The 25,608-nt window shown below is 63.4% G+C and carries 22 protein-coding genes; 14 read left to right on the top strand and 8 right to left on the bottom strand.

The window, feature by feature from the left end:
- The first annotated feature begins 120 nt into the window (after window positions 1-120).
- Window positions 121-747: a TetR/AcrR family transcriptional regulator gene (locus QF092_RS12690; RefSeq protein ID WP_281469967.1), complete on the top strand. Its 627-nt coding sequence runs from the start codon at window positions 121-123 to the stop codon at window positions 745-747.
- On the opposite strand, the gene nagA is transcribed toward QF092_RS12690, so the two are convergent.
- The 4 genes from nagA to QF092_RS12670 are packed head-to-tail and all read right to left on the bottom strand — an operon-like array spanning window position 737 to window position 4,471.
- Window positions 737-1,855: an N-acetylglucosamine-6-phosphate deacetylase gene (gene nagA, locus QF092_RS12685; RefSeq protein ID WP_281464262.1), complete on the bottom strand. Its 1,119-nt coding sequence runs from the start codon at window positions 1,853-1,855 to the stop codon at window positions 737-739. The genes QF092_RS12690 and nagA overlap by 11 nt on opposite strands.
- On the bottom strand, window positions 1,855-2,877 hold the full coding sequence (locus QF092_RS12680) for an SIS domain-containing protein (protein ID WP_281464261.1): 1,023 nt from the start codon (window positions 2,875-2,877) through the stop codon (window positions 1,855-1,857). The genes nagA and QF092_RS12680 overlap by 1 nt, the downstream gene beginning before the upstream one ends.
- On the bottom strand, window positions 2,874-3,644 hold the full coding sequence (locus QF092_RS12675) for a GntR family transcriptional regulator (RefSeq protein ID WP_281464260.1): 771 nt from the start codon (window positions 3,642-3,644) through the stop codon (window positions 2,874-2,876). Before QF092_RS12675 ends, QF092_RS12680 begins: the two co-directional genes overlap by 4 nt.
- Window positions 3,644-4,471: a glucosamine kinase nucleotide-binding domain-containing protein gene (locus tag QF092_RS12670; RefSeq protein ID WP_281464259.1), complete on the bottom strand. Its 828-nt coding sequence runs from the start codon at window positions 4,469-4,471 to the stop codon at window positions 3,644-3,646. Before QF092_RS12670 ends, QF092_RS12675 begins: the two co-directional genes overlap by 1 nt.
- A gap of 156 nt (window positions 4,472-4,627) precedes the next feature.
- Between QF092_RS12670 and QF092_RS12665 the strand changes: the two genes are divergently transcribed.
- The 10 genes from QF092_RS12665 (at window position 4,628) to QF092_RS12620 (ending at window position 18,893) form a co-directional block, all read left to right on the top strand.
- Entirely contained in the window at window positions 4,628-5,521 is an 894-nt protein-coding gene (locus QF092_RS12665) for an N-acetylmuramic acid 6-phosphate etherase (RefSeq protein WP_281464258.1), read from the top strand.
- A 23-nt stretch (window positions 5,522-5,544) separates the two neighbouring features.
- On the top strand, window positions 5,545-6,795 hold the full coding sequence (locus tag QF092_RS12660; RefSeq protein ID WP_281464257.1) for an ABC transporter substrate-binding protein: 1,251 nt from the start codon (window positions 5,545-5,547) through the stop codon (window positions 6,793-6,795).
- An 83-nt stretch (window positions 6,796-6,878) separates the two neighbouring features.
- A complete protein-coding gene (locus QF092_RS12655) occupies window positions 6,879-7,796 on the top strand; it encodes a carbohydrate ABC transporter permease (protein ID WP_281464256.1) in 918 nt (305 codons plus the stop codon).
- A gap of 10 nt (window positions 7,797-7,806) precedes the next feature.
- Window positions 7,807-8,646 carry a carbohydrate ABC transporter permease gene (locus QF092_RS12650; RefSeq protein WP_281464255.1) on the top strand — a complete coding sequence of 280 codons (840 nt, stop codon included), beginning with the start codon at window positions 7,807-7,809 and terminating at the stop codon, window positions 8,644-8,646.
- The gene (locus tag QF092_RS12645; RefSeq protein WP_281464254.1) at window positions 8,643-9,671 is read left to right on the top strand and encodes a Gfo/Idh/MocA family protein; all 1,029 of its coding nucleotides are present in this window, start codon (window positions 8,643-8,645) and stop codon (window positions 9,669-9,671) included. The genes QF092_RS12650 and QF092_RS12645 overlap by 4 nt, the downstream gene beginning before the upstream one ends.
- Window positions 9,672-9,680: 9 nt before the next feature.
- Complete coding sequence (locus QF092_RS12640; RefSeq protein ID WP_281464253.1) at window positions 9,681-10,679, top strand: ABC transporter ATP-binding protein; 999 nt, start codon at window positions 9,681-9,683, stop codon at window positions 10,677-10,679.
- A gap of 172 nt (window positions 10,680-10,851) precedes the next feature.
- Entirely contained in the window at window positions 10,852-14,169 is a 3,318-nt protein-coding gene (locus QF092_RS12635) for an Ig-like domain-containing protein (RefSeq protein ID WP_281464252.1), read from the top strand.
- A 10-nt stretch (window positions 14,170-14,179) separates the two neighbouring features.
- Window positions 14,180-15,526, top strand: a complete 1,347-nt coding sequence (locus QF092_RS12630) for a TolC family protein (RefSeq protein WP_281464251.1) — start codon at window positions 14,180-14,182, stop codon at window positions 15,524-15,526.
- Complete coding sequence (locus tag QF092_RS12625) at window positions 15,523-17,721, top strand: ATP-binding cassette domain-containing protein (RefSeq protein ID WP_281464250.1); 2,199 nt, start codon at window positions 15,523-15,525, stop codon at window positions 17,719-17,721. The genes QF092_RS12630 and QF092_RS12625 overlap by 4 nt, the downstream gene beginning before the upstream one ends.
- On the top strand, window positions 17,718-18,893 hold the full coding sequence (locus tag QF092_RS12620) for a beta-barrel domain-containing protein (RefSeq protein ID WP_281464249.1): 1,176 nt from the start codon (window positions 17,718-17,720) through the stop codon (window positions 18,891-18,893). Before QF092_RS12625 ends, QF092_RS12620 begins: the two co-directional genes overlap by 4 nt.
- On the opposite strand, the gene QF092_RS12615 is transcribed toward QF092_RS12620, so the two are convergent.
- From QF092_RS12615 to ubiG, 4 genes are all read right to left on the bottom strand, one after another.
- Entirely contained in the window at window positions 18,894-19,466 is a 573-nt protein-coding gene (locus QF092_RS12615) for a hypothetical protein (protein ID WP_281464248.1), read from the bottom strand. It lies immediately after the preceding gene.
- A gap of 166 nt (window positions 19,467-19,632) precedes the next feature.
- Window positions 19,633-20,424 (bottom strand): carbohydrate ABC transporter permease, encoded by a 792-nt coding sequence (locus tag QF092_RS12610; RefSeq protein ID WP_281464247.1) that lies wholly within the window; start codon window positions 20,422-20,424, stop codon window positions 19,633-19,635.
- Window positions 20,421-21,317 (bottom strand): carbohydrate ABC transporter permease, encoded by an 897-nt coding sequence (locus QF092_RS12605; protein ID WP_281464246.1) that lies wholly within the window; start codon window positions 21,315-21,317, stop codon window positions 20,421-20,423. The genes QF092_RS12610 and QF092_RS12605 overlap by 4 nt, the downstream gene beginning before the upstream one ends.
- A 131-nt stretch (window positions 21,318-21,448) precedes the next feature.
- Window positions 21,449-22,195: a bifunctional 2-polyprenyl-6-hydroxyphenol methylase/3-demethylubiquinol 3-O-methyltransferase UbiG gene (ubiG, locus tag QF092_RS12600; protein ID WP_281464245.1), complete on the bottom strand. Its 747-nt coding sequence runs from the start codon at window positions 22,193-22,195 to the stop codon at window positions 21,449-21,451.
- Window positions 22,196-22,252: 57 nt separating this feature from the next.
- Here ubiG and pip point away from each other — a divergent pair, with 57 nt between their 5' ends.
- The 3 genes from pip (at window position 22,253) to nusA (ending at window position 25,597) form a co-directional block, all read left to right on the top strand.
- Window positions 22,253-23,224 carry a prolyl aminopeptidase gene (gene pip, locus QF092_RS12595; protein ID WP_281464244.1) on the top strand — a complete coding sequence of 324 codons (972 nt, stop codon included), beginning with the start codon at window positions 22,253-22,255 and terminating at the stop codon, window positions 23,222-23,224.
- A 132-nt stretch (window positions 23,225-23,356) separates the two neighbouring features.
- Window positions 23,357-23,974 (top strand): ribosome maturation factor RimP, encoded by a 618-nt coding sequence (gene rimP, locus QF092_RS12590; protein WP_281464243.1) that lies wholly within the window; start codon window positions 23,357-23,359, stop codon window positions 23,972-23,974.
- 15 nt (window positions 23,975-23,989) lie between these two features.
- Entirely contained in the window at window positions 23,990-25,597 is a 1,608-nt protein-coding gene (gene nusA / locus QF092_RS12585; RefSeq protein ID WP_281464242.1) for a transcription termination factor NusA, read from the top strand.
- Window positions 25,598-25,608 lie beyond the last annotated feature (11 nt).

Raw genomic sequence — 25,608 nt, 5'->3', positions numbered from 1 at the left:
GCATCTCCAAGCTTGTCGTTCCGGCGACCATCCTGCAAAATGTTCACTACTGTCAAGTTTGCATCCATCCCTGAACATTTCCTTGCGACGCCACCCCCGCCCCGCTACCCTTTCCCCATGATCGACGATCTTCCCCAAGAAACCGGCTGGCGCGGCTCGCGCGAGGTTTGGCTCGATGCCGCCCTCACATTGCTCGTCGAAGGAGGCATTGACGCCGTTCGCATCCAGCCCCTCGCCAAACGCCTAAAGATCGCGCGCACCAGCTTCTACTGGCACTTCACCGACCGCGACACGTTGCTTGCAGCGCTGGGCGACGCTTGGGTCACCCGCACCACCACAAGCCTTACCGCCGCCTGCGCCGAATATGCCGAAAGCCGGGCCGAAGCGATGCTCAACGTCATCTCCTGCTTCCTGATCGATACCGCCTTTGACAGCCGCCTCGAACACGCCGTCCGCGCTTGGGCGTTGCAAGACGCCACAATTACGGCGCGCCTTCATGCCGAAGACGACACCCGCATCGCCGCCCTCACTGCGCTCTACCATCGCTGGGGCGTCACGGGGGTTGAGGCGGACACCCGCGCCCGCGCCGTCTACCTCACCCAGATCGGCTATATCTCCATGCAGGTCACGGAATCGCTGGCCACTCGCATGGCGCGAATCCCCTCATATGTCGAACTCTTCACCGACGCCGCGCCCAGCCCCCGCGAACTCGCGCGCTTTCACGCGCGGCACGGTTTCACAGGCTGACCCCGCCCCGCCACACGCCCCGCAGACCCCAATCTGCCCCCAGATACACCAGATCGGCCCGCGCGCCGGGGCGCAGATGCCCCAGATCGCCCCGCCCAATCACCGCCGCGGGAAGGGAAGAGGCCATTGCAAGCGCCCGCTCCGCCGAAATACCCACCTCTTCCACCAGAACCCGCACCGCCCGCGGCAGCGTCAGATCGGCCCCCGCCAAGGTCCCGTCCTCCAGCGTCAATCGACCCTGTTTCCGCAGAATCCGCCTGCCACCAAGAAAGAACTCGCTCCGATCCGTCCCTGCCAGTGCCATACAGTCGGATACAAGGAAAATCCCCTCGCGCTTCGCCGCCAGCGCCACCCGCAGGGTCAGAGGGTCAACATGCACCCCATCTGCGATCAGCCCGGCAAATCCGCCCGATCCCAGCACCGCCCCCACCATCCCCGGTTCGCGGTTTCCCAACTGGCTCATCGCATTGAACAGATGCGTGGCACATCGCGCCCCCGCCGCCATCGCTGCCCGCGCCACTTCGGCGCTGCAATCCGTATGGCCCAGCGAAACCACAACACCTGCCGCCGCCATCGCCCTGATCTGTTCAAGGCTCACGGACTCAGGTGCCACCGTGACCATCAACGCAGGCAATTCCGACGCGGCCTCCAGGATCAGGTCAAGGTCCCGCCCCGCCATCGGCCGGATCAGTCCCGCGTCATGCGCCCCTTTCCGGCGCGGGTCGAGATGCGGCCCCTCCAGATGCAGGCCCAGAAACCCCGGCACCTGCGCCTTGGTCGCCGCAATCCCCGCCTGCACCACCCGCGCCGTGGCATCGAAAGTATCGGTGATCAGCGTGGGCAGGCACCCCGTTGCCCCCAACCGCGCCTGAACATCACAAACTGTCTCTAACAACGCCAAATCAGTGGAGTTATCAATGGCCACACCGCCCGACCCATTCACCTGAAGGTCCAGAAATCCGGGGGCCAGAACCCCTCCTTGCAGATCGACGACCTGCCCATCCGGCGCGCCAATGCCGATCACCCGGCCGTCCTCAACCACCAGCGCTCCCTCACGGAACTGCGCCCCGTCAAAAACCTGCGCCCCGGTGAAGGAAACCCGCCCCATCACACCGTCTCCGTCACCTTGCGCAAATAGGGCGGCGTATCTGGATCAAACCCACGGCGCCGTGCCAAGGCCTCTACAAAGCCATAGAACCCAACGGCCAGCACCAATGGTGCCACCAAAGGATGCAGCCCCGCCACCGATGGCAGCGTCACGCATCCCTTTGCCGCCGCGCCTGTCACAAAGACATCCGCCCCCTGCGCCGCCAGACGCTCTGCTGTCTGCACCACCCCCGCCTGCGCGGCATCCTCCACCGCCAGCGCCAGCACCGGGAACTGCGCCTGCACGATCGCTGCTGGCCCATGCAGAACTTCAGCCGCCGAATAAGCCTCGGCATGCAACCCACAGGTTTCCTTCAATTTCAGCGCCGATTCATTGGCAATTGCAAAAGCAGGCCCGCGCCCCAGCACAAACCCCGATTGCGCCCGCGACATCCGCGCCGCCAGCGGCGACCAATCCAAGGCCAACGCCGCCTCAAATGCCTCTGGAATCGTCTCTATTGCTGCCAAAAGTGGCCCATCCTGCCGCCACTCCGCGAGCAGCGCCAATCCCGCCAGACACGAGGTGACAAAGGTTTTCGTCGCCGCCACCGATTGCTCCACCCCCGCCCGAAGCGGCAGGCAATGCGCCGACGCCTGCGCCATGGGGCTATCGTCAAAATTGGTGATCGCCACGGTCAGCGCACCGCCCGCGCCCGCCGCTCGCATCATTTCCACGATATCCGGACTGCGCCCCGACTGCGAAATTCCCACGCAGGCCGCACCTTCCAACCGCAAGGGCCGCCCATAAACCGATGCCACCGATGGCCCGACGGATGCCACCGGCACCCCCGCCAGCAATTCCACCGCATATTTCAGATAGGTCGCTGCATGGTCCGAAGACCCACGCGCCACCGTCACGATCAGCCCCGGATCAACCCTCCGCATCGCTGCCGCTGCCGCGGTCAAAGCATCCCGCGATTCCAATAAAAAACGTCTCGAAACCTGCGGAATCTCGCGCACCTCACGCGCCATGTGGCTGCTCATCGTCCAATCCTTTCCGCTTCAGGCGAAAGTTTAAGTTCCACCGCGAAGTCATAGGCATCGCCGCGATAAAGCGACCGTGTGAATTCAACCACCCGCCCGTCCGGCAAATAGCCGATCCGTTCGATCCGCAACCCCGCCGCCCCGGCTGGCACGTCCAACAACTCTGCATCCCGCGCACCCAGATTGGCCGCCGAAATCCGCTGCACTGCCCGCACCGGCCGCATCCCTCGGGCCTCCAGCACCGCATAAAGCGATGCCTCAACCGCCTCGGGCTCTGGCAGAACCCCCGCCGAAAGCGAGGCCCGCTCAATCGCCAATGGCACCCCATCCGACCGCCGTACGCGTTCCAGCCGCGCCACGCGATCCCCCGCCCCAAGGCCAAGCGCCATCACCTCTTCCGGCGCGGGTGCATGCAACCCCCGCGCCAGCCAGACGGACTCCACGCTCTTGCCCCGCCGCGCCATGTCTTCGGTAAAGCTTGTCAGCAGGCTCAGCGCCTGTTCCAACCGCTCCACCCGCGCCGCGACAAAGGTCCCCGATCCCCGCTTTTGCACCAATTGGCCCGCCGCGACCAAACCCTCCACGGCCTTGCGCACGGTCACCCGGCTCAATCCCGTCATCGTCGCCATGTCCCGCTCCGGTGGCAGGCTGTCACCGGGCCGCAACCGACCTGCCGCAATGGCCTCGCCAATCCGTCGTTGCAATTGCAGATAAAGCGGCCCGCCGCCGATCTCTTCGAACCCCTCCGGCGAAAAGATCCCCTCCATCACGCCGCCTCGCGCGCCAGCAACAACGCCCCGTCCAACGCGGTTCCCCGCGCCGCGCAAATCGCGAACCGCTCTGCCATTCTCTTGGCAAAAGCAGTCCCTAACCCGCCCAAAAAGACCACAGGCAGGTCATCACTCGCCCGCAACAACGCCACCGCCTCGGCCACATCCGCCTCGGCCTGCATCATCACCGCAACGGCTGCGGGATCACCGCTCGTCACCACCCTTGGCGCCAATGTGGCGAAATCCGCAGGCCGCGCGCGCAGGGAAAAGGCCACAATGCCATCCGGTCCGCCCATTTCGTCCAACAGGCCGGCCAAGAGGGGCGTCATATCGGAAAATCCATCCACAGCCCGCAGGGCACGCGCCAGCACCGTGCGCCCGATCCAAGCCCCGCTCGCCTCATCCCCCAGAACCAAGCCGCGCCCGCCGATCTGGCGGATCATGCCCGCCCGCTGCACCGCAAAGACCGATCCGGTGCCCAGCGCGACCACGACGCCGTCATCGGGCCCCAAGGCCCCCTTCACCGCCGTGATTCCATCGGTCACAACGGCGACGCGCGGCCAAGGCAGGGCCTCGCGCAGCCGTTCCGTCGCACCTGCCGCATTGGCCCCAGCCAATCCCAGACCTGCCGCCGCCACCGCGCCGCCCCCAGCCGCTGCCAAAGCCTCTCCTGCGGCCGCAAGGATGTTTTCCGCCGCCTTATCCGGGTCCGACGCAATATTGGCAGGCCCCGCCGCGCCCCGGCCCAGCACATGGCCCGCAACATCCGCCACCGCCGCGCGGCATCCCGTTCCGCCCCCATCGATGCCCAAGAAAAGCTGCATGACGAATCCTCTCTGGCGCAAAGATACCAAAACAATACCAAATGGAAAGAACCTTTGCGAAAAGCGGCGTAAAACCCATGCTGCACCTGCAAAACGACAAGAGGCTTTACAATTGGTATTATTTTGGCATTGTCAGGGAAACAGGAAGGGAATCACATGGCCGAACGCCCGACAGAGGCACGTCATCCCCATTCGGCAGGGCTGCATGCCCTTCCGGGGCCGACCGCCCTGTCGCATCTGCTGGATGCACAGCTTGCCGCGCTGGCCGCGGTGCGCCCTGCCATCCCGATGATTGACCTTGCGGCCACCGCTGCGGCGGGCAGCCTGCGCGCCGGCGGCAAGCTGGCCTATGCAGGGGCAGGGTCCTCGGGTCTTATGGCGCTGGCCGATGCGTTGGAACTGGCCGGAACCTTCGGGATCTCGCCCGCCAGCACCCCGATCCTCTTCGCAGGCGGCACAGCGGCCCTCCTTCATATGACAGGCGGCGTCGAAGATGACCCTGCATTGGCCGAGGCCGATTTCCACCGCGCGGGCCTTGCACAGGGCGACACAATCCTTTGTCTTTCGGCGTCTGGCAGCACGCCCTACACACTTGCACTCGTCAATCTTGCTCGCGCCCACGGCTTAACCGTCGTGGGTATTGCCAATGTTGCCGGGTCAAAACTGCTTGAACAGAGCCACATTTCCATCCTTCTCGACACAGGGCCCGAGGTTGTGAATGGCTCCACCCGCATGGGTGCTGCCACGGCGCAGAAGGTCGCGCTCAATATGCTGTCGGTCCGTCTGGGCATCCTGCTTGGCCATGTCCATGACGGCTATATGGTCAATGTCGTCGCCGATAACGCCAAGCTCATCGAACGCGCTGCCCGCATCGTGGCGGGCCTTTCTGGGCGTGACATGGAAACTGCGAAACACGCGCTGTCCCAGACGGGCGGCGCCGTGAAACCGGCTGTTCTAATGGCGGCCGGGTCCTCGCCCGAACAGGCCGAGGCATTGCTAAGGGACAGCGACGGGGCACTCGGCCCGGCCCTCGCCGCTTTGAACGCATAAGGCCACCAATAGGGAGATATTCAATGACAAAGACCTTCCGCTTCGCCCTCCTCGCCAGCACGCTTCTCGGCGGTGCAGCCTCGGCGCAGGACGTGACGCTGACGATCGAAAGCTGGCGCAACGATGACCTGACCATCTGGCAAAACAGCATCATCCCGGCGTTTGAGGCGCAGAATCCCGGCATCAAAGTCGTCTTCGCCCCCACCGCGCCCGCCGAATACAACGCTGCGCTCAACTCTAAACTTGCGGCAGGCAGCGCCGGTGATCTGATCACCTGCCGTCCCTTCGACGCTTCGCTGGAACTGTATAATCAGGGCCATCTGGCCGATCTCTCTGGGCTTGCCTCGATGGCGAATTTCTCGCCCGTTGCGAAATCGGCATGGCAGACGGATGACGGCGCGGCGACCTTCTGCGTGCCCATGGCCTCGGTCATCCACGGTTTCATCTACAACAAGGACGCCTTTGATGCCCTTGGCATCGCCGTCCCTACCACCCGTGACGAATTCTTCGCCGCGCTCGACACGATCAAGGCTGACGGCACCTATATCCCGATGGCGATGGGCACCAACGACCAGTGGGAAGCCGCGACCATGGGCTATAACAATATCGGCCCGAACTACTGGAAAGGCGAAGAAGGCCGCCTCGCCCTGATCGCGGGCGAACAGAAGCTGACCGATGCGCAATGGGTCGCCCCGTTCGAAGAACTCGCCCGCTGGAAGGATTATCTGGGCGACGGGTTCGAGGCGCAAACCTACCCTGACAGCCAGAACCTCTTTACCCTTGGCCGTGCCGCCATCTATCCGGCAGGGAGCTGGGAAATCTCGGGCTTCAACGCGCAGGCAGGCTTTGCCATGGGTGCCTTCCCGCCCCCGGTCGCCGCGGCGGGTGACACTTGCTATATCTCGGACCACACCGATATTGCCATCGGCATGAACGCCAAGTCGCCCAATGCCGAGGCGGCCAAGACCTTCCTTGAATGGGTCGGCAGCCCGGAATTCGCGGCGCTTTATGCCAATGCCCTACCGGGCTTCTTCAGCCTGAACTCCACCCCGGTGGAAATGCAGGATCCGCTGGCGCAGGAATTCGTGTCCTGGCGCGGCAAGTGCCAATCGACGATCCGGTCCACCTATCAGATCCTGTCGCGCGGTACGCCGAACCTGGAAAACGAAACCTGGAATGCCTCGGCCAACGTGATCCGCGGCAGCGAAGCCCCGGCAGATGCGGGCAAGCGTCTGCAGGACGGTCTGGCAAGCTGGTACGCACCGCAGCAGTAAGCGCGGTCTGAACCTAAAGGACCGGGGGGCTTTCCGCCCCCCGGACCCCCCAAGGATATTTTCATTCAGAAAATGAGGGCGTCATGGCGCGACGGAAGCCTTTCCGCTGGCATATCGGCGTATTCCTTGCACCCGCCGTGCTGGTCTATACCGCGATCATGATCATCCCGCTTTTCGGGACGCTGAACCTGTCCCTTTACAACGCGGAAGGTCAGAGCCGTATTTTCGTCGGTTTGGCCAATTTCGTGACGCTTTTCGGGGATCCGCGCTGGTCTGGTGCCTTCTGGAACGCACTCTGGAACAATTGCTGGTTCTTCGTCATTCACATGCTGGTCCAGAACCCCATCGGCATCCTGTTGGCGGCACTCCTCTCATCGCCGCGCCTGCGGATGGCGGCCTTCTACCGCACCGCAATCTTTATCCCCACGATCCTGTCCTTTGTCATAGTGGGTTTTGTCTGGAAACTGATCCTGTCGCCCATTTGGGGCATCGCGCCCGGCATGCTCGATGCTGTGGGCCTGAAATTCCTCTTCGCTCCATGGCTGGGGCGCGAGGAATACGCCCTGACCACCCTTGCCCTGATCTCCGTCTGGCAATTCGTGGGCATCCCCATGATGCTGATCTACGCCGCCCTCCTGTCCATCCCCGACGACGTGATCGAGGCGGCGGAAATGGACGGCCTCACCGGCTGGGCGCAGTTCTGGAAGATCAAGCTGCCGCTCATCCTGCCGTCGATCGGGATCATTTCCATCCTCACCTTCGTGGGCAATTTCAACGCCTTCGACCTGATCTATGTGGCCCAAGGTGCGCTGGCAGGGCCGGATTTCAGCACGGATATCCTGGGCACTTTCCTCTACCGCACCTTCTTTGGTTTCCAGTTGCAACTTGGCGATCCCTATATGGGATCGGCCATCGCCACGGCCATGTTCGGCATCATCCTCTTGGGTGTCTGCATCTACCTTTTCGGCATCCAGACGCGGCTGCGCCGCTATCAGTTCTAAGGGGGCCGCCATGTCCAGAACCCGCAGCCACACCGGACGCAACATCGCCGCTCATGCGATCCTGCTGACCTACACCCTCATCGCCCTCTTCCCCGTCTTCGTCATTGTCATCAACAGCTTCAAATCCCGCCGCGCCATCTTTGCCGAACCCTTGATGCCGCCGATGCCGGGGAACTGGGACCTTGTCGGTTACACCACGGTGCTGCAGCAGGGGGACTTCTTCCAATATTTTCTCAACTCGATGACCGTCACGGTCGCCAGCCTGTTTTTCGTCCTGCTCTTCGGGGCGATGGCGGCCTTTGCCCTGTCGGAATACCGGTTCCGCGGCAATCTACTGATGGGCCTCTACCTCGCGCTGGGCATCATGATCCCCATTCGCCTTGGCACGGTGGCGATCCTTGAGATGATGGTTTCGGCTGGTTTAGTGAATACTTTAACCGCCCTCATCCTTGTCTACACCGCCCAAGGCCTGCCGCTGGCCGTCTTCATCCTGTCGGAATTCATGCGCTCCGTTTCCGATGACCTAAAGAATGCGGGGCGGATCGACGGCCTGTCGGAATACCGCATCTTCTTTACCCTCGTCCTGCCGCTTGTCCGGCCTGCCATGGCGACCGTCGCCGTCTTCACCATGATCCCGATCTGGAATGACCTTTGGTTCCCTCTGATCCTTGCGCCATCTGAGGAGACCAAGACCATCACCCTAGGGTCACAGGTCTTCATCGGCCAGTTCGTCACCAATTGGAACGCCGTCCTTGCTGCCCTCTCCCTCGCCATCGTCCCGGTGCTGGTGCTGTATCTGATCTTCTCGCGCCAGCTTATCCGCGGCATCACAGCCGGAGCCGTCAAATGACCCCCATCCGCACGCTCGTCGCCGGTCTCGGCACCATGGGCCGCAGCCATGCGCTGGCCTATCACCGCAACCCGGCCTTTGATCTGGTCGGTCTAGTGAACCGCAGCGAACCAAAGCTCGACCCGACACTGGCCGCCTACAGCATCGAACCGGACTACAAACAGGCTCTAACAAGGCTAAAACCTGATCTCGTCAACATCTCCACCTATTCCGACAGCCATGCTGATTACGCCTGCATGGCGATGGAACAGGGCGCGCATGTCTTTGTCGAAAAGCCGCTGGCCACCACGGTTTCAGATGCCCGCCGCGTGGTCGATTGCGCCAAGGCGAACAATCGTAAGCTTGTTATCGGCTATATCCTGCGCCACCATCCGTCATGGATGCGCCTCATTGCAGAAGCGCGCGCTTTGGGCGGGCCTTATGTCTTTCGCCTGAACCTCAACCAGCAATCCTCGGGTCCGACATGGGAGGTTCACAAGACCCTCATGCAGACCACATCCCCCATTGTCGATTGCGGCGTTCATTACGTCGATGTCATGTGCCAGATCACCGATGCCAAACCGGTCGAGGTGCGGGGGATGGGCCTGCGCCTGTCGAACGAAATCGCGCCCGACATGTATAATTATGGCCATTTCCAAGTTCTCTTCGCCGATGGCTCCGTCGGCTGGTATGAGGCAGGCTGGGGCCCCATGATGTCTGACACCGCCTTTTTCGTGAAGGATGTGGTCAGCCCGAATGGCGCCGTTTCCATCCGCATGCCCGAAAGCGCGCGGTCGGATGACCACGACACCCACACCAAGACCTCAACCATCCGCGTCCACCGCGTGGACCAGCCGGATGAGGACCTCTCCATGGCCGATGAGCCCGGCCATCAAGACCTCTGCGAACGCGAACAGGCCTATATGGCCCGCGCCATCCACGAGGACATCGACCTGACCCGCCATATGGAAGACGCGGTCCAATCCCTCGCCATCTGTCTTGCCGCCGACGAAAGCGTCCGGTCCGGCCAGCCCGTCAAACTGTAAGGAAACGCCATGGGTGCGCTGACGCTGTCCAAAGTCACCAAATCCTTCGGCAAGACCGAGGTGATCAAGGGCGTTGACCTGCATGTCGAAGAAGGCGAATTCTGCGTCTTCGTCGGCCCCTCCGGCTGCGGAAAATCCACCCTCCTGCGGATGATCGCGGGGCTTGAGGATGTGACCTCAGGCACCGTCACCCTTGATGCCCGCGACATCACGGATGAGGCGCCTGCCAAACGGGAAATCGCGATGGTCTTCCAGACCTACGCCCTCTACCCCCACCTCACCGTGCGGGATAACATGAGTCTTGCGCTCAAACAGGCGGGCGAATCCAAAGCCGCCATCGACAAGGCCACCGCCCGCGCCGCATCCATGCTGGCCCTCGACCCTTATCTCGACCGCCGCCCCGCCGAACTTTCCGGCGGCCAGCGCCAGCGTGTCGCCATCGGCCGCGCCATCGTCCGCACGCCCAAGCTTTTCCTTTTCGATGAACCGCTGTCGAACCTCGACGCCGCCCTTCGCGTGGCCACCCGCATCGAAATCGCCCGCCTGCACCGCGAATTGGGTGCCACGATGATCTATGTGACCCATGATCAGGTAGAGGCGATGACGCTCGCCGATAAGATCGTCGTCCTCCGCGCCGGGGTGGTGGAACAGACCGGATCGCCGATGGAACTTTACAACAACCCCGCCAACACCTTCGTCGCGGGTTTCATCGGCAGCCCGCAGATGAACTTCCTCAAATCCGCAGCCCTTGGCGAACGCGGCGAAACCACGGGCATCCGCCCCGAACATCTGACCCTCTCCCGCGATACAGGCAGCCTTCCCGGCACTGTCAGCCATGTGGAAAAGCTGGGCGGCGAAACCCTTGTCTATGTCCACGCTGAACCGCATGGCCTTTTGACCGTGCGGCTGTTTGGCGAACATGACTACGCCGTGAATGAACCCGTCCACATCACCCCCGACGGCACCCGCGCCTTCCATTTCGACGCGGCAGGCCAGCGCTTGCGCTGATTCCAAACCGCCACATCCGGCCCCCATCTGACCCGCTACCGCAGCATATTGTCAGAAAAGGGCTGGAATCCGGGGCCATTTGCGGCTATGCATTTTTGCAAGGCCCGCCAAAAGGGCCATTCGAGAGCGGTGCGCCGGCACATTTTTCCGGCGGTTGAGGCGGAGTAGTGTCATGAGTTCGGCGATCGATTTCGCCGTCCGCAGTTCTGCGGGCGGAACCCAATACGGTCAGGTTGCAGGCCCCGACCAAAGCACCTTCATCCAGACAGCCGCGGGCGACAGCCTGTCCCTGAACCTCGGTCAATCCAGCGTGATCGGCTATACCCGCGACGGGGCCGATCTGGTGATCGAACTCGCCGATGGCCGTGTCATCACACTGGCCGATTGGTTCCACGCCGATGCCATCGTTCCCAACCGCCTTTACCTCTCGACCGATGGAACGATCACCGAAGTCGCACTGACGGATGCAGGCGATGGTTTCCTTTCCGCCAGCTTCATCCCCGCCGATATCGGCGGCAAGTGGAGCCCGCTTGACGGCCTTGTCTTCTACGATCAGGACCCGATCGTTGCCCTTGCCGGCACGGGTCAAGATGATCCCGCCGGAATGGGCATCTTTATCCCGGGCCTTCTTGGCGCGGGCGGCGCGGGCCTTGGTACCGCCGCCCTTGTGGGCGGCGGTGTTGTCGCGGCCTCCACCCTTCTTGGCGGTGGGGGCGATGGCGGCGGTACAGGGGGCGGCACGGGGGGCGGCACGGGGGGAACAGGCGGGGGCGGCACCACCACACCCACCTACACCCGCGGTGTCGATGGCGTCGGCAGCAGCACGACCATCACCTCAAATACCTCTAATCCGGCCATAACAGTGACGGGAACGGGCGTTCCCGGCGATACGGTCACCGTCACCATCGGGAACCAGCAGCAGACCACCACCGTCAACGGCAATGGCACATGGACGGCGGGCTTCTCCGGCCCCACGCTGCCCGCCGATGGCACCCACACCGCCACCGCCAGCTTCACGGGCAATGGCAGCAACGCCACCCTCAGCGGCCCCGGCTATATCATCGACCTCACGCCGCCCGATCTGCGCGCCACCACAGGGTTCCAGTCCAACGGCGATGTCGAAAACCTGGCCGAATATGCTGATGGCGTCACCCTGAAGGGCACCACCGAACCGGGTGCCACGGTCAATGTCACGCTGGGCATTCCGGGGGCGCCGGGTGCGATCACCCGTCCCGCCACGGTTGCCGCGAATGGCACATGGGAAATCACCTTCACCCCACAGGAAATTCCCGGCGGCGAACGCAGCCAAACCGTCACCGTCACTGCCGCCGATCCGCTTGGCAACACCCGTACCATCACGGAAAGCGTGGTGCTGGACACGATCCCCCCGCCGCTCGCCCTGAATGGCGTCGCAGGCGACAACGTGGTCAACCGCGCCGAAAGCCTGCAACCGATCGTCCTCACCGGCACGGCCACGCCCAATACCTCCGTCACCGTGACGATCGAAGGTATCCCCGGCACCGTGACGCGCACCGCCAACGCCAATGGCGTCTGGTCGCATGAACTGCCCGCCAACAGCTTCCCCGATGGCACCTATTCCCGGCAGGTCACCGTCACCACCCGCGACGCCGCCGACAACCCCACCACCGTCACCCGCAGCATCAACATCGACACCCAGATGTCGGTCGCCCTTGATCCCGCCCCCTTCGCCATCGACAATGTGGTGAACCTGACGGACTCCCAAGGCGCCCTCACCCTCACCGGCACCGCCCCCCGCGATGCCACGCGGGTCGAGGTGCAATGGCTCGGCCAACCTGTCCCCGCCACGCTGAACGGGGATGGCACATGGTCCATCCGCTTCCCGGCAGGCACCGCCACCGCTTCGCAAAACAGCACCCTTACCGTCACCGCATGGGATGCGGCAGGCAACAGCGCCACCGCCACCCGCCCCATTCGCATCGACCTTGAAACCGCCATGACGCTCACGCCCGAACCCGTGGGCGCAGACCGCATCCTGTCCGGCCCGGAACAGCGTGCAGGCTTCACCGTCGGTGGCACGGGCGAGGCGGGTGCGCAGGTCTTCCTCTCGCTCAACGGCACCAATTACGGCCCCGTCCCGGTGTCGGACACTGGCGCATGGACACACACCTTCACCAGCGCCAACCTTAATGGTCTTGCCCACGGGTCGCAGGCCACCCTCTCGGCCTATTCCGTCGATGCGGCGGGCAACCGCAGCGCCACCGAAACCCGCAGCTTTGCCGTCGATACCCAAGTCGGCAACTTCACCTTCGACGCCCCCGATCTGAGGGGCAGCGTCAACGATGGCCCCCGCGACGCCTCGGTCCTGAATGCCGTCGAACGGGGCCAAGGCCTTCTCGTCACCGGCAGCGTGGAACCCGGTGCCAGCGTCACCCTCGCATGGGGCAATGGCAAGACACATGAAATTCCGGGCAGCCAGACGACCAACGGCACATGGTCCTACCGCATCCCCGGCGCCGACCTGCCCGAAGGCGCGAATGCCAGCGCCACCATCACCGCCACCGCCCGCGATACCCTTGGCAACACCGCGCAGGCGCAACAGACCGTCGCCATCGACACCGTGGTCGCCAATTTCAACGCGGCGGACATCCGCCTTGGCACCGGCACCGACAACATCCTGAACGCCCGCGAACATGCCGCAGGCCTTAGGGTCGAAGGCAAGGCAGAGGTCGGTTCCACCATCAACGTCACCTTGGGCAACCACATCCACACTGCCACCGCCAATGCCGATGGCGATTGGTCCGTCAACTTCACCTCCAACCAAATTCCCACCGGCGAACGCACGGGCATCCCGATTTCCGTCACCGCCGTAGATACGGCAGGCAACACAAGCGGCCCGTTCGAAAAGACCTTTGCCGTCGACACCATCGCCCCGTCCACGCCCGACGTCATCGCAGCCGAAGATGTGGGAACCGGCCTGCGCGCCCTGACCACCGCCCCGTCGACCGATCTCTACACGTTCCAGCGGATCGATCCGACCGGGCCCGCCACCCCGCTTGCCGCCCGCGAAACCTATGACTCCTTCATGAACGAGGAACGGTTTCAATTCCTCAACAACCAGACCGTGCCGGATGGCAGTTATCTCGTCATCAATACCGCCGATGCGGCAGGAAACACGGCCAACACCCTCTTCATCAACGACACGAACTCCGCCACCACCACCGTCGATCTGGGCCGCGAAGGGCTGCAAGGCGTCGATCTTGCCGCGATCGACCTGACCCGCGTCCCCGATGCCCGCTTGACGATCACCGAGCAGCAGCTTCTCTCGGTCACCGGGCCGGACAATACGCTGCTCATCAAAGGTGATAGCGACGACGAAATCTCCTTGGTGAACGCCGTCAAGGTCGAAGACAACCGCATGATCAACGGCAACGCCTTCGATATCTACACCCTCGGCACCTCGGGCGCGCGGATCATCATCGAAGACGACATCAGCCTCAGACAAATCTAAGGGCCGCGCCATGCAGCCTGCCTCACTTCTATCCAGATCGGTCAGGGCACCCCATCTTGGCCCCACTTGGGTGCTTCTGTCCGTCGCGGTGCTGCTTTCGGGATGCATGGGCGGGTTGCAGCCGCCCGCCATGCTGGCCTTCGCGCCGGGCAAACCGCCCTCCGATCTTCAGGCGCGCCAGCGTCTTTCCCCCGAAGGCAGCACCGCTTCCCCCCTTGTGGCTGATCTTTCCGCCCGCCGCTCCATCCTGCCGCCGAATGGCGTCTTTGCCCGCATCGCCACCGCCACCCATGCCGCCGCCCCGCAGGTCGAGGCGGCCGAGCTTGGCCTTGCCCGGCTAAAGGCCGAGGCAGCGTCGCGTAACGGCTGGCCCACCATCACCCCCAGCCTGTCGCTCGACGGTATCGCAGGCCTCGCCGCGCGGCTCGTCGTCGATCAGCCCCTCTTCGATCATGGCCGCCGCGATGCCCAACGCGACCGCGCCGCCGCCGAGCTTGACCTTGCCGCCGTCACCCTATCCGCCCGCCAAAACCAGCGCGCCTTTGACGCTCTTTCCCGTTATCTCGATGCCGAACGCGCCCGCGCGCAGGCCGAGGTTGCGCAGCAGGCCGTCGCTCGCCTGACCGAATTCCACCGCATCGTCACCGCCCGCATCAAGGGCGGATTGTCGGACCGCAGCGAAGAACAGATCATCGCCCAGACCATCACCGAAATGCAGGCCACGCTGGCCGCGGATCGGCAGGCCCGAATGCAGGCCTTGGCCGATCTGCGCCTTCAAACAGGCTCTAACATGGCTGAAACGCTCTCTGGTCTTGATCCCTTGCCGCCTCCGTCTGACGCCGACCCCTTGTCGGTTCTGCGCCAACAGGCCGACGGCGCCCGCCATCTGGCCGAGGCGCGGATCACCCGCGCCAACGCCCTTCCCGGCCTTTCCGCCACCGCCACCGCGACCGAGGATGCCGTCACCTCCGGCCTTGCGCTGGGCGGCGTCACCCTTGGCCTTGGCAGCCCTGCCACATTGGCCGCCGCCGCCGCCACGCCCGACCTCGTCGCCCGCCAAACGGATGAGGCACGCCGCGCCGCCGACCGCAGCCGCCAAGAGACCGAGGGCCGCATCGCCACCCTCCGCACCCGTCAGGCCCAAGGGGCCGAGGTGCTTCGCCAAACCCGCGCCAATCTGGACCTTTACGCCGAACAATACCGCCTTGGCCGCCGCAGCCTGACCGATCTCACCGCCCAGACCGCCGCCGCCGCCCGGCTGGAACGCGATCAGGCCTCGCTCGCCTATGATATCGCCCGCCTCGAACTGGAAATTGCCCGCGATGCCGGGCTCCTCTTGGATGGGGCGCGATTGTGACAGAACCGGCGGCCCAGCCGCGCGTCATCGCCTTCGATCTTCATCCCGCCCGCGCCGTCCCGCAGGCCCCGACAGCCTTCACCCCCGCGCCCCCTGCCGCCCCCACCGCCCTGCGCGCCCGCGCCGAACTGGCCGCCGTCCTGTCCACCCGCCTCGGTGGCCGCCTCCTGCCGTCCGACCTTCTTGACCATCTTGCCGCCATCGGCGCCCCTGAACGCCCCGGCTTTGACCACCTCTCCGCCGCTTTCCGCCGTGCGGGCTATTCCGTCACGCTTGACCACGACCCCGACCTCACCACCCTGCCCGCACTGGCCGAGATGCAGACCGGCCAGCTCCTCCTGATCCTTTCCCGCCACGATGACCGGATCACGATCTACGATCCCACCACCCCAGACCGTTCCGCCGATATCCCGCTTCGGGATTTCACCCCCCATTTCGCGGGCTGGCTTCTGCGCGTCCGCCTGCCCTTTGCCGAAGTGGCCGCTCGCCATTCCGAACCGGGCGAGGAACCGCATTGGTTCTGGTCCGAATTCCGTCACCACCGTCGCGCCTTCGCCGAGGTGGCCGCCGCTTCCCTCACCGCCAACCTTCTGGCCACCGCCATCGCGCTTTATGCGCTGCAAATCTACGACCGCGTCATCCCCAACCAGTCCGAACCGACGCTCTGGGTCCTTACGCTTGGCGCGCTCTTGGCCATCGCCTTTGATGCTGCCCTCCGCATCGCCCGCGCCGCGCTCATGGATACAGCAGGCCGCCGCATTGAAACCGCCGTGCAAGACAGGCTGATGACGCGCCTCCTGCACCTGCGCCCCATCGCGGGCCGCCACCAGCCCAGCCAGATCTTCGCCGCCATGCGCGATTTCGGATCGGTCCGCGAATTCTTCACCGCCGCCACCATCGGCACGCTGGCCGATCTGCCCTTCCTCGTTATTTTCCTTGCCCTTGTGGCGATGATCGGCGGCAACCTCGTCTGGGTCCTCATCTTCGGCGGCATCCTGATGGTCGTCCCCGGTCTTCTCCTGCAAAAGAAGATGATTGCCCTCACCCAAGCAGGGCAGGGGGCCAATATCCGCGCCGCCCGCCTTCTGTTCGAGGCGGTCTTCGAACAGGAAACCGTGGCCACCTTGCGTGGGCAGGACCGTTTCACCCGGCTCTGGAACGAACTCGTCACCCTCTCGGCAATCCGCGCGTCCGACCAGCGCCACCTGACGACGCTTCTGTCGGCTTGGGCGCAGGGCGTGCAACAAGCCACCGGCATCGCCGCCATCCTGATCGGCACCTACCTCGTCTTTGCAGGCAGCTTCACGGTCGGCACCATCATCGCCGTCTCGCTCCTCACCGCCCGCACCCTTGGCCCGCTGTCACAGCTATCCGCCACGCTTGCCCGCTGGTCGCAGGTCCGCGCCGCGCTTTCCGCCCTCGACGCCATCGCCACCGCGCCACAGGTCGAAGACCCCGCCCGCCGCTACCTGCGCCGCGAAACATTGTCGGGCCGCTATGATCTGCGCGACCTGACCTTCCGCTACGCCCCCGATGCCTCCCCCGTCCTCGATATCCCGGCGCTTGCCATCCCGGCAGGCCAGCACGCCGCCATCCTTGGCGCGAACGGATCCGGCAAATCGACGCTCTTGCGCTGCCTTGCAGGCCTTGCCGATCCCAGCCATGGCCGCATCCAGCTTGACGGGGCCGATATGGGCCAGATCCACCCCCGCGACCTGCGCCGCAATATCGGCTATCTGGGGCAAGAGGTGCGCCTCTTCTCGGGTACCTTGCGCGAAAACCTCGTCCTTTCCGACCTCGAACCCGATGATGACCGCATCTATGCCGCGCTCGATTTCGCGGGGCTTGGCGCGTTCCTGCGCGGCCATCCCCGCGGTCTGGATCTTGAGATCCGCGAAATGGGCGAAGGCCTCTCCCATGGCCAGCGCCAATCCATCGGCTGGGCCCGGCTCTGGCTGCAAGACCCCCGCATCGTCCTTCTGGACGAACCCACCGCCGCGCTGGACCAGACGCTGGAATCCACCCTCGTGGCCCGCCTTGGCCCATGGCTGCACGGGCGCACCGCGCTCATTGCCACGCATCGCCTGCCCATCCTCGGCCTGACGTCCCGCACCCTCATCCTGCAAAATGGCCGCCTTGCCGTGGATGGCCCGCGCGAGGCCGTCCTCGCCCATCTGGCCCGCAGCGCATCATGACCCTCTCCACCTTCGATCCCCCCCTCGACCGCCGCGCCCGCACCCCATCACGCGTCATCCTGCTGATCGTGGCCACCGTCGCGGCCTTCCTCCTCTGGGCCGCCTTCGCCTGGGTCGAGGAAATCGTCCGTGCCCCCGGTCAGATCGTCCCCTCCTCGCGCCCGCAGATCATCCAGAACCTCGAAGGCGGCATCCTCGCGTCCCTCCAAGTGGCCGAAGGCGACACGGTCGAGGCAGGCCAGACCCTCGCCCAGCTTCACGGCACCCAATATCAGGCCGCCGTCGATGATCTCACCGATCAGATCGCCGCGCTGGACATCCGCCGCCTGCGGTTGCAGGCCGAACTTGACGGGCAGGAAACCTTCACCGCCCCGCCCGACCTTGCCGCCCGTGTGCCCGCTATCCTTGCCTCGGAACAGGCCCTGCTGACGGCCCGCCTGTCCGACCTCTCCTCCCGCCTGTCAGGCGCCCGCGCCGTGCTGAAACAGGCAGAGAAAGAAGAAGACATGATCCGCCGCATGGCCGATCAGGGCCTTGCCCCGGAAATCGAACGCACCCGCGCCGAAAAGGCCCGCGCCGATGCGCAGGCGCGGTTGGACGACATCGAAACGCAGGCCCGTCTGGAACGCGCCGATGCCTATGCCACCACGCAGGGCGAACTCGCCTCGCTCCGCCAGCGGCTGAAACTGTCGCAAGACCAACTCGCCCGCACCACGCTCACCGCGCCCATGCGCGGGGTCGTGAACCGCATCGCCGTCACCACCATCGGGGGCGTCGTCCGCCCCGGCGAGGAGATCCTTCAGATCATCCCCCTCGACACCGGCCTGTTCATCGAGGCTCGCGTCCGCCCCGCCGACATCGCCGCCCTCCGCGAAGGGCAACGCGCGACGGTCAAGCTATCGGCCTATGATTACACGATCTGGGGCACCCTGCCCGCCACGGTGACCTTCGTCTCGGCCGATACCTTCCGCGACGAACGCACCCGCGATGCCGAACCGCATTACCGCGTCACCCTGCGGGTGGACCTGTCCGAATTGACCGAACGGCAGCAATCGCTCGCCATCCGCCCCGGCATGCAGGCAGAGGTCGAATTTCAAACGGGTGGAAAAACCATCCTGCGCTACCTGACCCGCCCCCTCTGGCGCGGGTCCGAAGCCCTGCGCGAACGCTGATCAGGCCAGCGCTGCCTTCGCCCGCCGCCGCATCACAAACGCGCCAAGGCCAAGTGCGGAAAGCATAAGCGGCAGCGTGCCGCCAATCGGGACGGGTGTCGCGGACGCTGCTGCCAACCGCCCGACCTGGGTGGGGCTTCCAATAGACTGCGAAACAAAGCTTGTCCCTTGGAATGGCCCGTTCGTATTAGTCGTCGTAATTGTTCCAGTCGGATTGCCCTTCAAGTATCGTAGCAGTGTGCCACTTTGAAAATCGAAACTGGTGGCACCAAGGGCTGGCCACATCCAAGATATCCGATACTTCAGGCCCGGTCCTATTACCTGGCCAGCGGTGGATTGACCAGAAATGGTGAAGTACAACTCTGATCCTACGACGGACGATGAGTGCGCCAGCCCATCTGGCAAAGGTGCCAGATCAGCCTCATCAAGCGTCACATGGAAATAGTAGACTTGGCCGGCTGCGAATGCACTTGGCACTGAACCATAGTCATCAAACAACCCATCCACCGTCGCCGCCTGCGCACCTGTCGCAAACAGCATCGCCGCCACCGCTGCCCTCAATATTTTTTTCATTTTTTCCTCGTAAGCCCACGCCTCAGAAGCAACATGACAGACACAGATTCCACTGTGCAATACCTGTTAAGGTTCCATCAGACCTATGGCTGAAGGAAACTGGGGGATATCCCCCACCTTCCCCCGAGAATGATTTGCAAACTCCAAAACGGGCCAAAAACAGCCCTCACGCCCGCATCGTGAAGCCCCGCGCTATGTGGTTTCGCACGAACCAGATCATCCCCACACCGGGAATCAGTGACACCACCGTCATCGCCATGACCAGCCCGATATCCGTCTGAAAGGTGAACAGCGCGTTGATCGCCATGGTGATCGGCTTGCCCGCCGTCACCGTCAGGATGCGCGCGAACACCACCTCCACCCACGAAAAGACGAAACAGAAAAACGCCGCCACCCCGATCCCCGGCGCAATCGCCGGGATCAATCGCTTCACCATGAACCCCGGCAGGGAATGGCCATCAAGAAAGGCCGTCTCGTCAAACTCCCGCGGCACGGCGCGGATGAAACTCTCCAATATCCAGATCGCAATGGGCAGGTTGAACAGGCAATGCACCAGCGCAATCCCAAGCGGGCGGTTCACCAGCCCCACCTGCGCGAACAGGATAAAGATCGGCAGCGACAGAACCACCGGCGGCGTCACCCGGAAAGCCAGCATCATGAACAGGAAATGCCTGTCCCCCACGAACCGATACCGCGCCAGCGCATAGGCCGCTGGCAATCCCGCCACCAGACACAGGCCCACATTCAGCAACACATAAGTCAGGGAATTCAGGATCGATTCCACCAGAACCGGGTCCGCCGCGATGTTGCGATAGTTGATCAGGCTCCACTCCCCCTCCACCATCCCTTCACGCGGCAGGGTGGACATGAAGGAAAGTGCAAAGGTCTGCACAAGCGGCAAAAGGATGAATAGCGCCAGCCCCCCGAACACCGCCCCCCGCAGGATCAGCGCCCTCATGCCCCCTCCTCCTGCCGCGACAGGCCCGCGATACGGACAAAGGCCCAGACCACCGTCACCACGATCAGGAAATAGACCATCGACCGCGCCGCCGCCGACCCATAGCTGAACCCCTTGATCTCTTCCCCCAGATCAATCGCCAGAAAATGCGTCGCCATATCCGGCCCGCCTGCATTGATGGCAAAGGCCTCGGTATAGATCATGAAACTGTCGACAAACCGCAGCAGCAGCACGATGCCCATCGGCGCGGCGATGCGCGGCACCTCGATATGCCGAAACACCGCCCAGCGCGACGCCCCGTCAATCGCCGCCGCCCGATAGAACTCTGCCGGTATCCCCGACAGCCCCGCATAGGCCAGAATCACCACCAGCCCCAGCCAGTGCCACGTATCCATCACCACCAGCAAAACCCATGTCTGCCACGCGGTGAACTTCCAGTCGAACACGACCCCCGCCGATGCCAGCACCCGCCCCACGATCCCGGTCCCCGGATCGATCAGCCCCAGCCACATCATCGCGATCATGTTCCACGGCACCACCAAAGGCAGCGCCACCAGCATCAGAACCAGCACCGCCCCCCGGGCCCTCCGCAGCAGCAGCGCGATTCCCACGCCCAGCGGCACCTGAACCGACAGGACGATGGCGGAAAACATCAGGCTGCGCAGCAGGCTTTCGTGAAACCGGGATGAGGTGACGATGTCCTCATACCATTCCACCCCCACCCAATGCACATTGGCCAGCGAAAAGATGTCATGCAGCGCATAGTTGAACACCGCGATCAGGGGCAGCACCCCCACAAAGGCCATCACCGCCGCCGCAGGCAGCATCAACAGCCATGCTCCGTTCCGCATCCCCGTCCCGCGCCCCGTCTTATCCGGCCCCGATAACCGCATGGAACGCGCACCAAGGCAACGCATGTGTCAATCCAGAGGCCCGGTTAACAGGTCTCACCCCACCGTGCGCTGCGTGCCCACAGTTTGCTGCACAAATCCCTGCACAAAACAGGGCACAACCGTTGGCGTGGTTAACGCGCCCCTCGCTTCACGCTCGCCGTCACGTAATTGCAGGAAAGATCCCGCGCTGAAAGCGACCATGACCAGCTTACAGGGTTGAAAACCATGCCTTTTTTATCCACCGGCTCCAGCCCTGCCTTGCGGATCAGGTCATACAGCTCATCCGGCGTGATGAACTTCGCCCAGTCATGCGTCCCCTTCGGCAACCAGCGCATCACATACTCCGCGCCAATAATCGCCATGACAAAGCTTTTCGGGTTACGATTCAGCGTGGAACAGATCATCAACCCATTGTTTTTCAATAAAAGTTGGCAGGCCGTCAGATAGGCTTGCGGGTCCGCCACATGTTCTACCACTTCCATATTGAGAACGATATCGAACTGCTCCCCCGCCTCGGCAAGCGCCTCTGCCGTGGTGTGGCGATAGTCGATATCCAGCCCCGATTGCGCCGCATGCACCTGCGCCACCGGAATGTTCCGCGGCGCCGCATCCGCCCCCACGACCGTCGCCCCCAGCCGCGCCATGGGTTCTGACAAAAGCCCGCCACCGCAACCAATATCCAGCAATCTCAAACCCTTAAAGGGAAGGGGCTGCGTCAGATCCCGGTCAAACTCTGCTGCGATCTGGCTGGTGATATAGTCCAACCGGCACGGGTTCAGCATATGCAACGGCTTGAACTTCCCGTTCGGGTCCCACCATTCCGCGGCCATCGCCTCGAATTTCGCCACTTCACTGGGGTCTACCGTGGTCGTTACCATCTGCCGTCCTCTTCTTTAACTTTGGCGCAAGGATTTTAAGCGTTATATAGGGCGGCGATGGACCAGAGATCAGGCCAAAAGCGCGCAGTCGAATTCCTCTACCCGCCGATCGATCCTTTCGATCAGCGGATTATCGACATGCGCGATGGGCATCGCATCTATGTCGAACAATGCGGCAACCCCGACGGCATCCCCGTCGTCGTGCTGCATGGCGGTCCCGGTGGCGGATGCAGCCCCGCCATGCGCCGCTACTTTGACCCCACCGCCTTCCGCGTGATCTTGTTCGATCAACGCGGCTGTGGCCGTTCCCGCCCCCATGCCAGCGTGCTGCAAAACACCACCTGGCACCTCGTCAACGATATCGAAATGATCCGCAAGGAACTCGGCATCTCGCGCTGGATCTGTTTCGGCGGCAGTTGGGGCGCGACCCTCGCGCTTGTCTACGCCATCACGCATCCCGACCGCGTCGCCCATCTGGTGCTGCGCGGCGTCTTCCTAATGACCCGGGCGGAACTTGACTGGTTCTATGGCGGCGGGGCAGGGGCCTTCTTCCCCGAACTCTGGTCACGTTTTGTTAACGCAATTCCGCAAGACGAGCGCGAAGACCTGATCGCCGCGTATCACCGCCGCCTCTTTTCCGGCAACGTGATGGAGGAAACCCGCTTTGGCCGCATCTGGGCCAATTGGGAAAACGCGCTCGCCTCCATCCACAATGATGGTCCCTTGGGCGAAAGCCCCGCCGAATATGCCCGTGCTTTCGCACGGCTTGAAAACCACTATTTCCACAATGGTGGCTTCCTTGAAGAAGACGGGTGGATTTTGCGTGAAAAATCAAGGATTAAGAACATCCCTGCGACCGTCATCCAAGGCCGGTATGATATGATCTGCCCGCCCGTTTCCGCATGGAAACTGGCCCAAGGCTGGGACAAATGCGATCTTCGCCTCATTCCCTTCGCGGGCCATGCCCTCTCCGAACCGGGCATCAGCGAGGGCCTTGTTCGCGCGATGGACAGCCTCCGCCGCGCCTGACCAAACCCCTTGCAGACTCACCCCCCGGCGCGTATATGCCCTTGCAACAGCGGTGTCGGGGTCCAAACCCGGCCCCACCGAACCTGACACGCGGGCCGCTGAGCCCGCTTTTTTGTTTCTACCGGAACCCGAATGACCGACCTGATCGCCAAGACCGCCATCGACCGCCGCCTTGCGGCCATCGTCGGCCCCGTTATCGAGGGGCTGGGCTTCGAACTGGTCCGCATCCGGCTGATGGGCGGCAAGACGCGCATCCTGCAAATCATGGCCGACCGCCCCGAAGGCGGGATCGAGGTGGACGATTGCGCCACCATCTCCACCGCCGTCTCTGCCGTTCTCGATGTCGAAGACCCGATCGAAGACAACTATGTCCTCGAAGTCTCCTCCCCCGGCATCGACCGTCCCCTGACGCGGCTCAAGGATTTCGACATGTGGGTCGATTACGAGGCACGGCTTGAAACCACCGAACTCATCGATGGCCGCCGTCGCTTCAAGGGCACGCTGCAAGGCACCGAAGGTGATGAGGTGCTGATTGAGATCGAAGAGGCCGGCGAACCCCTCACCATCGGCCTGAAATTCGATTGGCTGTCGGATGCCAAACTGATCCTGACCGATGACCTGATCGCCGAAATGCTCCGCCAGCGCAAAGCATCGGGCGTGATCGACGAATCGAAATTCACCGACATCGAAGAATTCGAAGGCGATGAAGGGGACGACACCGCCCCCGACGCGCCTGAGACCAAACACTGAAGCCCGGAGGCCATCATGGCAATTACCTCTGCGAACCAGCTCGAACTCCTGCAAACGGCCGAGGCCGTGGCACGGGAAAAGATGATCGACCCGGATCTCGTGATCCAGGCGATGGAGGAATCGCTCGCCCGCGCGGCCAAATCCCGCTACGGCAGCGACCTCGACATCCGGGTGAAGATCGATCGCAAGACGGGCCGCGCCACCTTCGCCCGCATCCGCACGGTGGTGGAAGATGAGGCCGTGGAAAACCACCACGCCCAACTCACGGTGAAACAGGCCAAGGCCTACAAGGCCGATGCCGCCGTGGGCGACGAAATCATTGACGAAGTGCCCCCCGTCGATCTGGGCCGCATCGCCGCCCAATCGGCCAAGCAAGTCATCCTGCAAAAGGTCCGCGAGGCCGAGCGCGACCGCCAGTATGAAGAATTCAAGGACCGCAAGGGTTCCATCATCAACGGCGTGGTCAAGCGCGAAGAATACGGCAACCTCATCGTCGATATCGGCCGGGGCGAGGCGATCCTGCGCCGCAACGAAAAGATCGGCCGCGAAGCCTATCGCCCGAATGACCGCATCCGCTGCTACATCAAGGATGTCCGTCGTGAGGCGCGGGGTCCGCAGGTCTTCCTGTCGCGCACCGACCCGCAATTCATGGCCGAACTCTTCAAGATGGAAGTGCCCGAGATTTACGATGGCATCATCGAAATCAAGGCCGTCGCCCGTGACCCCGGGTCGCGCGCCAAGATCGCCGTGATCTCTTATGACAACTCGATCGATCCCGTAGGCGCCTGCGTCGGTATGCGCGGCAGCCGCGTGCAGGCCGTTGTGAACGAACTCCAGGGCGAAAAGATCGACATCATCCCGTGGAATCAGGATCAGGCCACCTTCCTCGTGAATGCGCTGCAGCCTGCCGAAGTGTCCAAGGTCGTGATCGACGAAGAGGCCGGCAAGATCGAGGTGGTCGTCCCCGACGAACAGCTTTCCCTTGCCATCGGCCGCCGTGGCCAGAACGTCCGGCTTGCGTCGCAACTGACGGGCCTCGACATCGACATCATGACCGAAGCCGAGGAATCGCAGCGCCGTCAGGCCGAATTCGCGGAACGGACCAAGCTCTTCATGGACACGCTCGATGTCGATGAGATGATGGCCCAACTCCTCGTCTCCGAAGGCTTCACCAACCTCGAAGAAGTGGCCTATGTCGATGTGGACGAACTTCTGTCCATCGACGGGTTCGACGAAGACACCGCCGCCGAACTTCAGGCCCGCGCCCGCGACTTCCTCGAAGAACAGAACCGCAAGGCGCTTGAAAATGCCCGCGCGATGGGTGTGGAAGACAGCCTCATTGATTTCGAAGGCCTCACGCCCCAAATGATCGAGGCGTTGGCAAAGGACGGGATCAAGACGCTGGAAGACTTCGCCACCTGCGCCGACTGGGAACTGGCCGGCGGCTGGACGACGGAAAATGGTCAGCGCAAAAAGGACGAAGGCGTCCTCGAAAAGTTCGAGATGTCGCTAGAAGAAGCCCAGCACCTTATCATGACCGCACGTGTCATGTTGGGCTGGGTCGATCCGACCGAATTGGAAACCGCCGAACAGGCGGAATCCGAAGAGGAGGCCGAGGCCTGATCGCAGGTCTC

Origin of the sequence: Fuscovulum ytuae (genome assembly GCF_029953595.1) — a bacterium.
GTDB classification, from domain to species: domain Bacteria; phylum Pseudomonadota; class Alphaproteobacteria; order Rhodobacterales; family Rhodobacteraceae; genus Paragemmobacter; species Paragemmobacter ytuae.
Note: the sequence above shows the minus strand (reverse complement) of the source record. Positions and strands in the feature narration are given on the sequence as shown.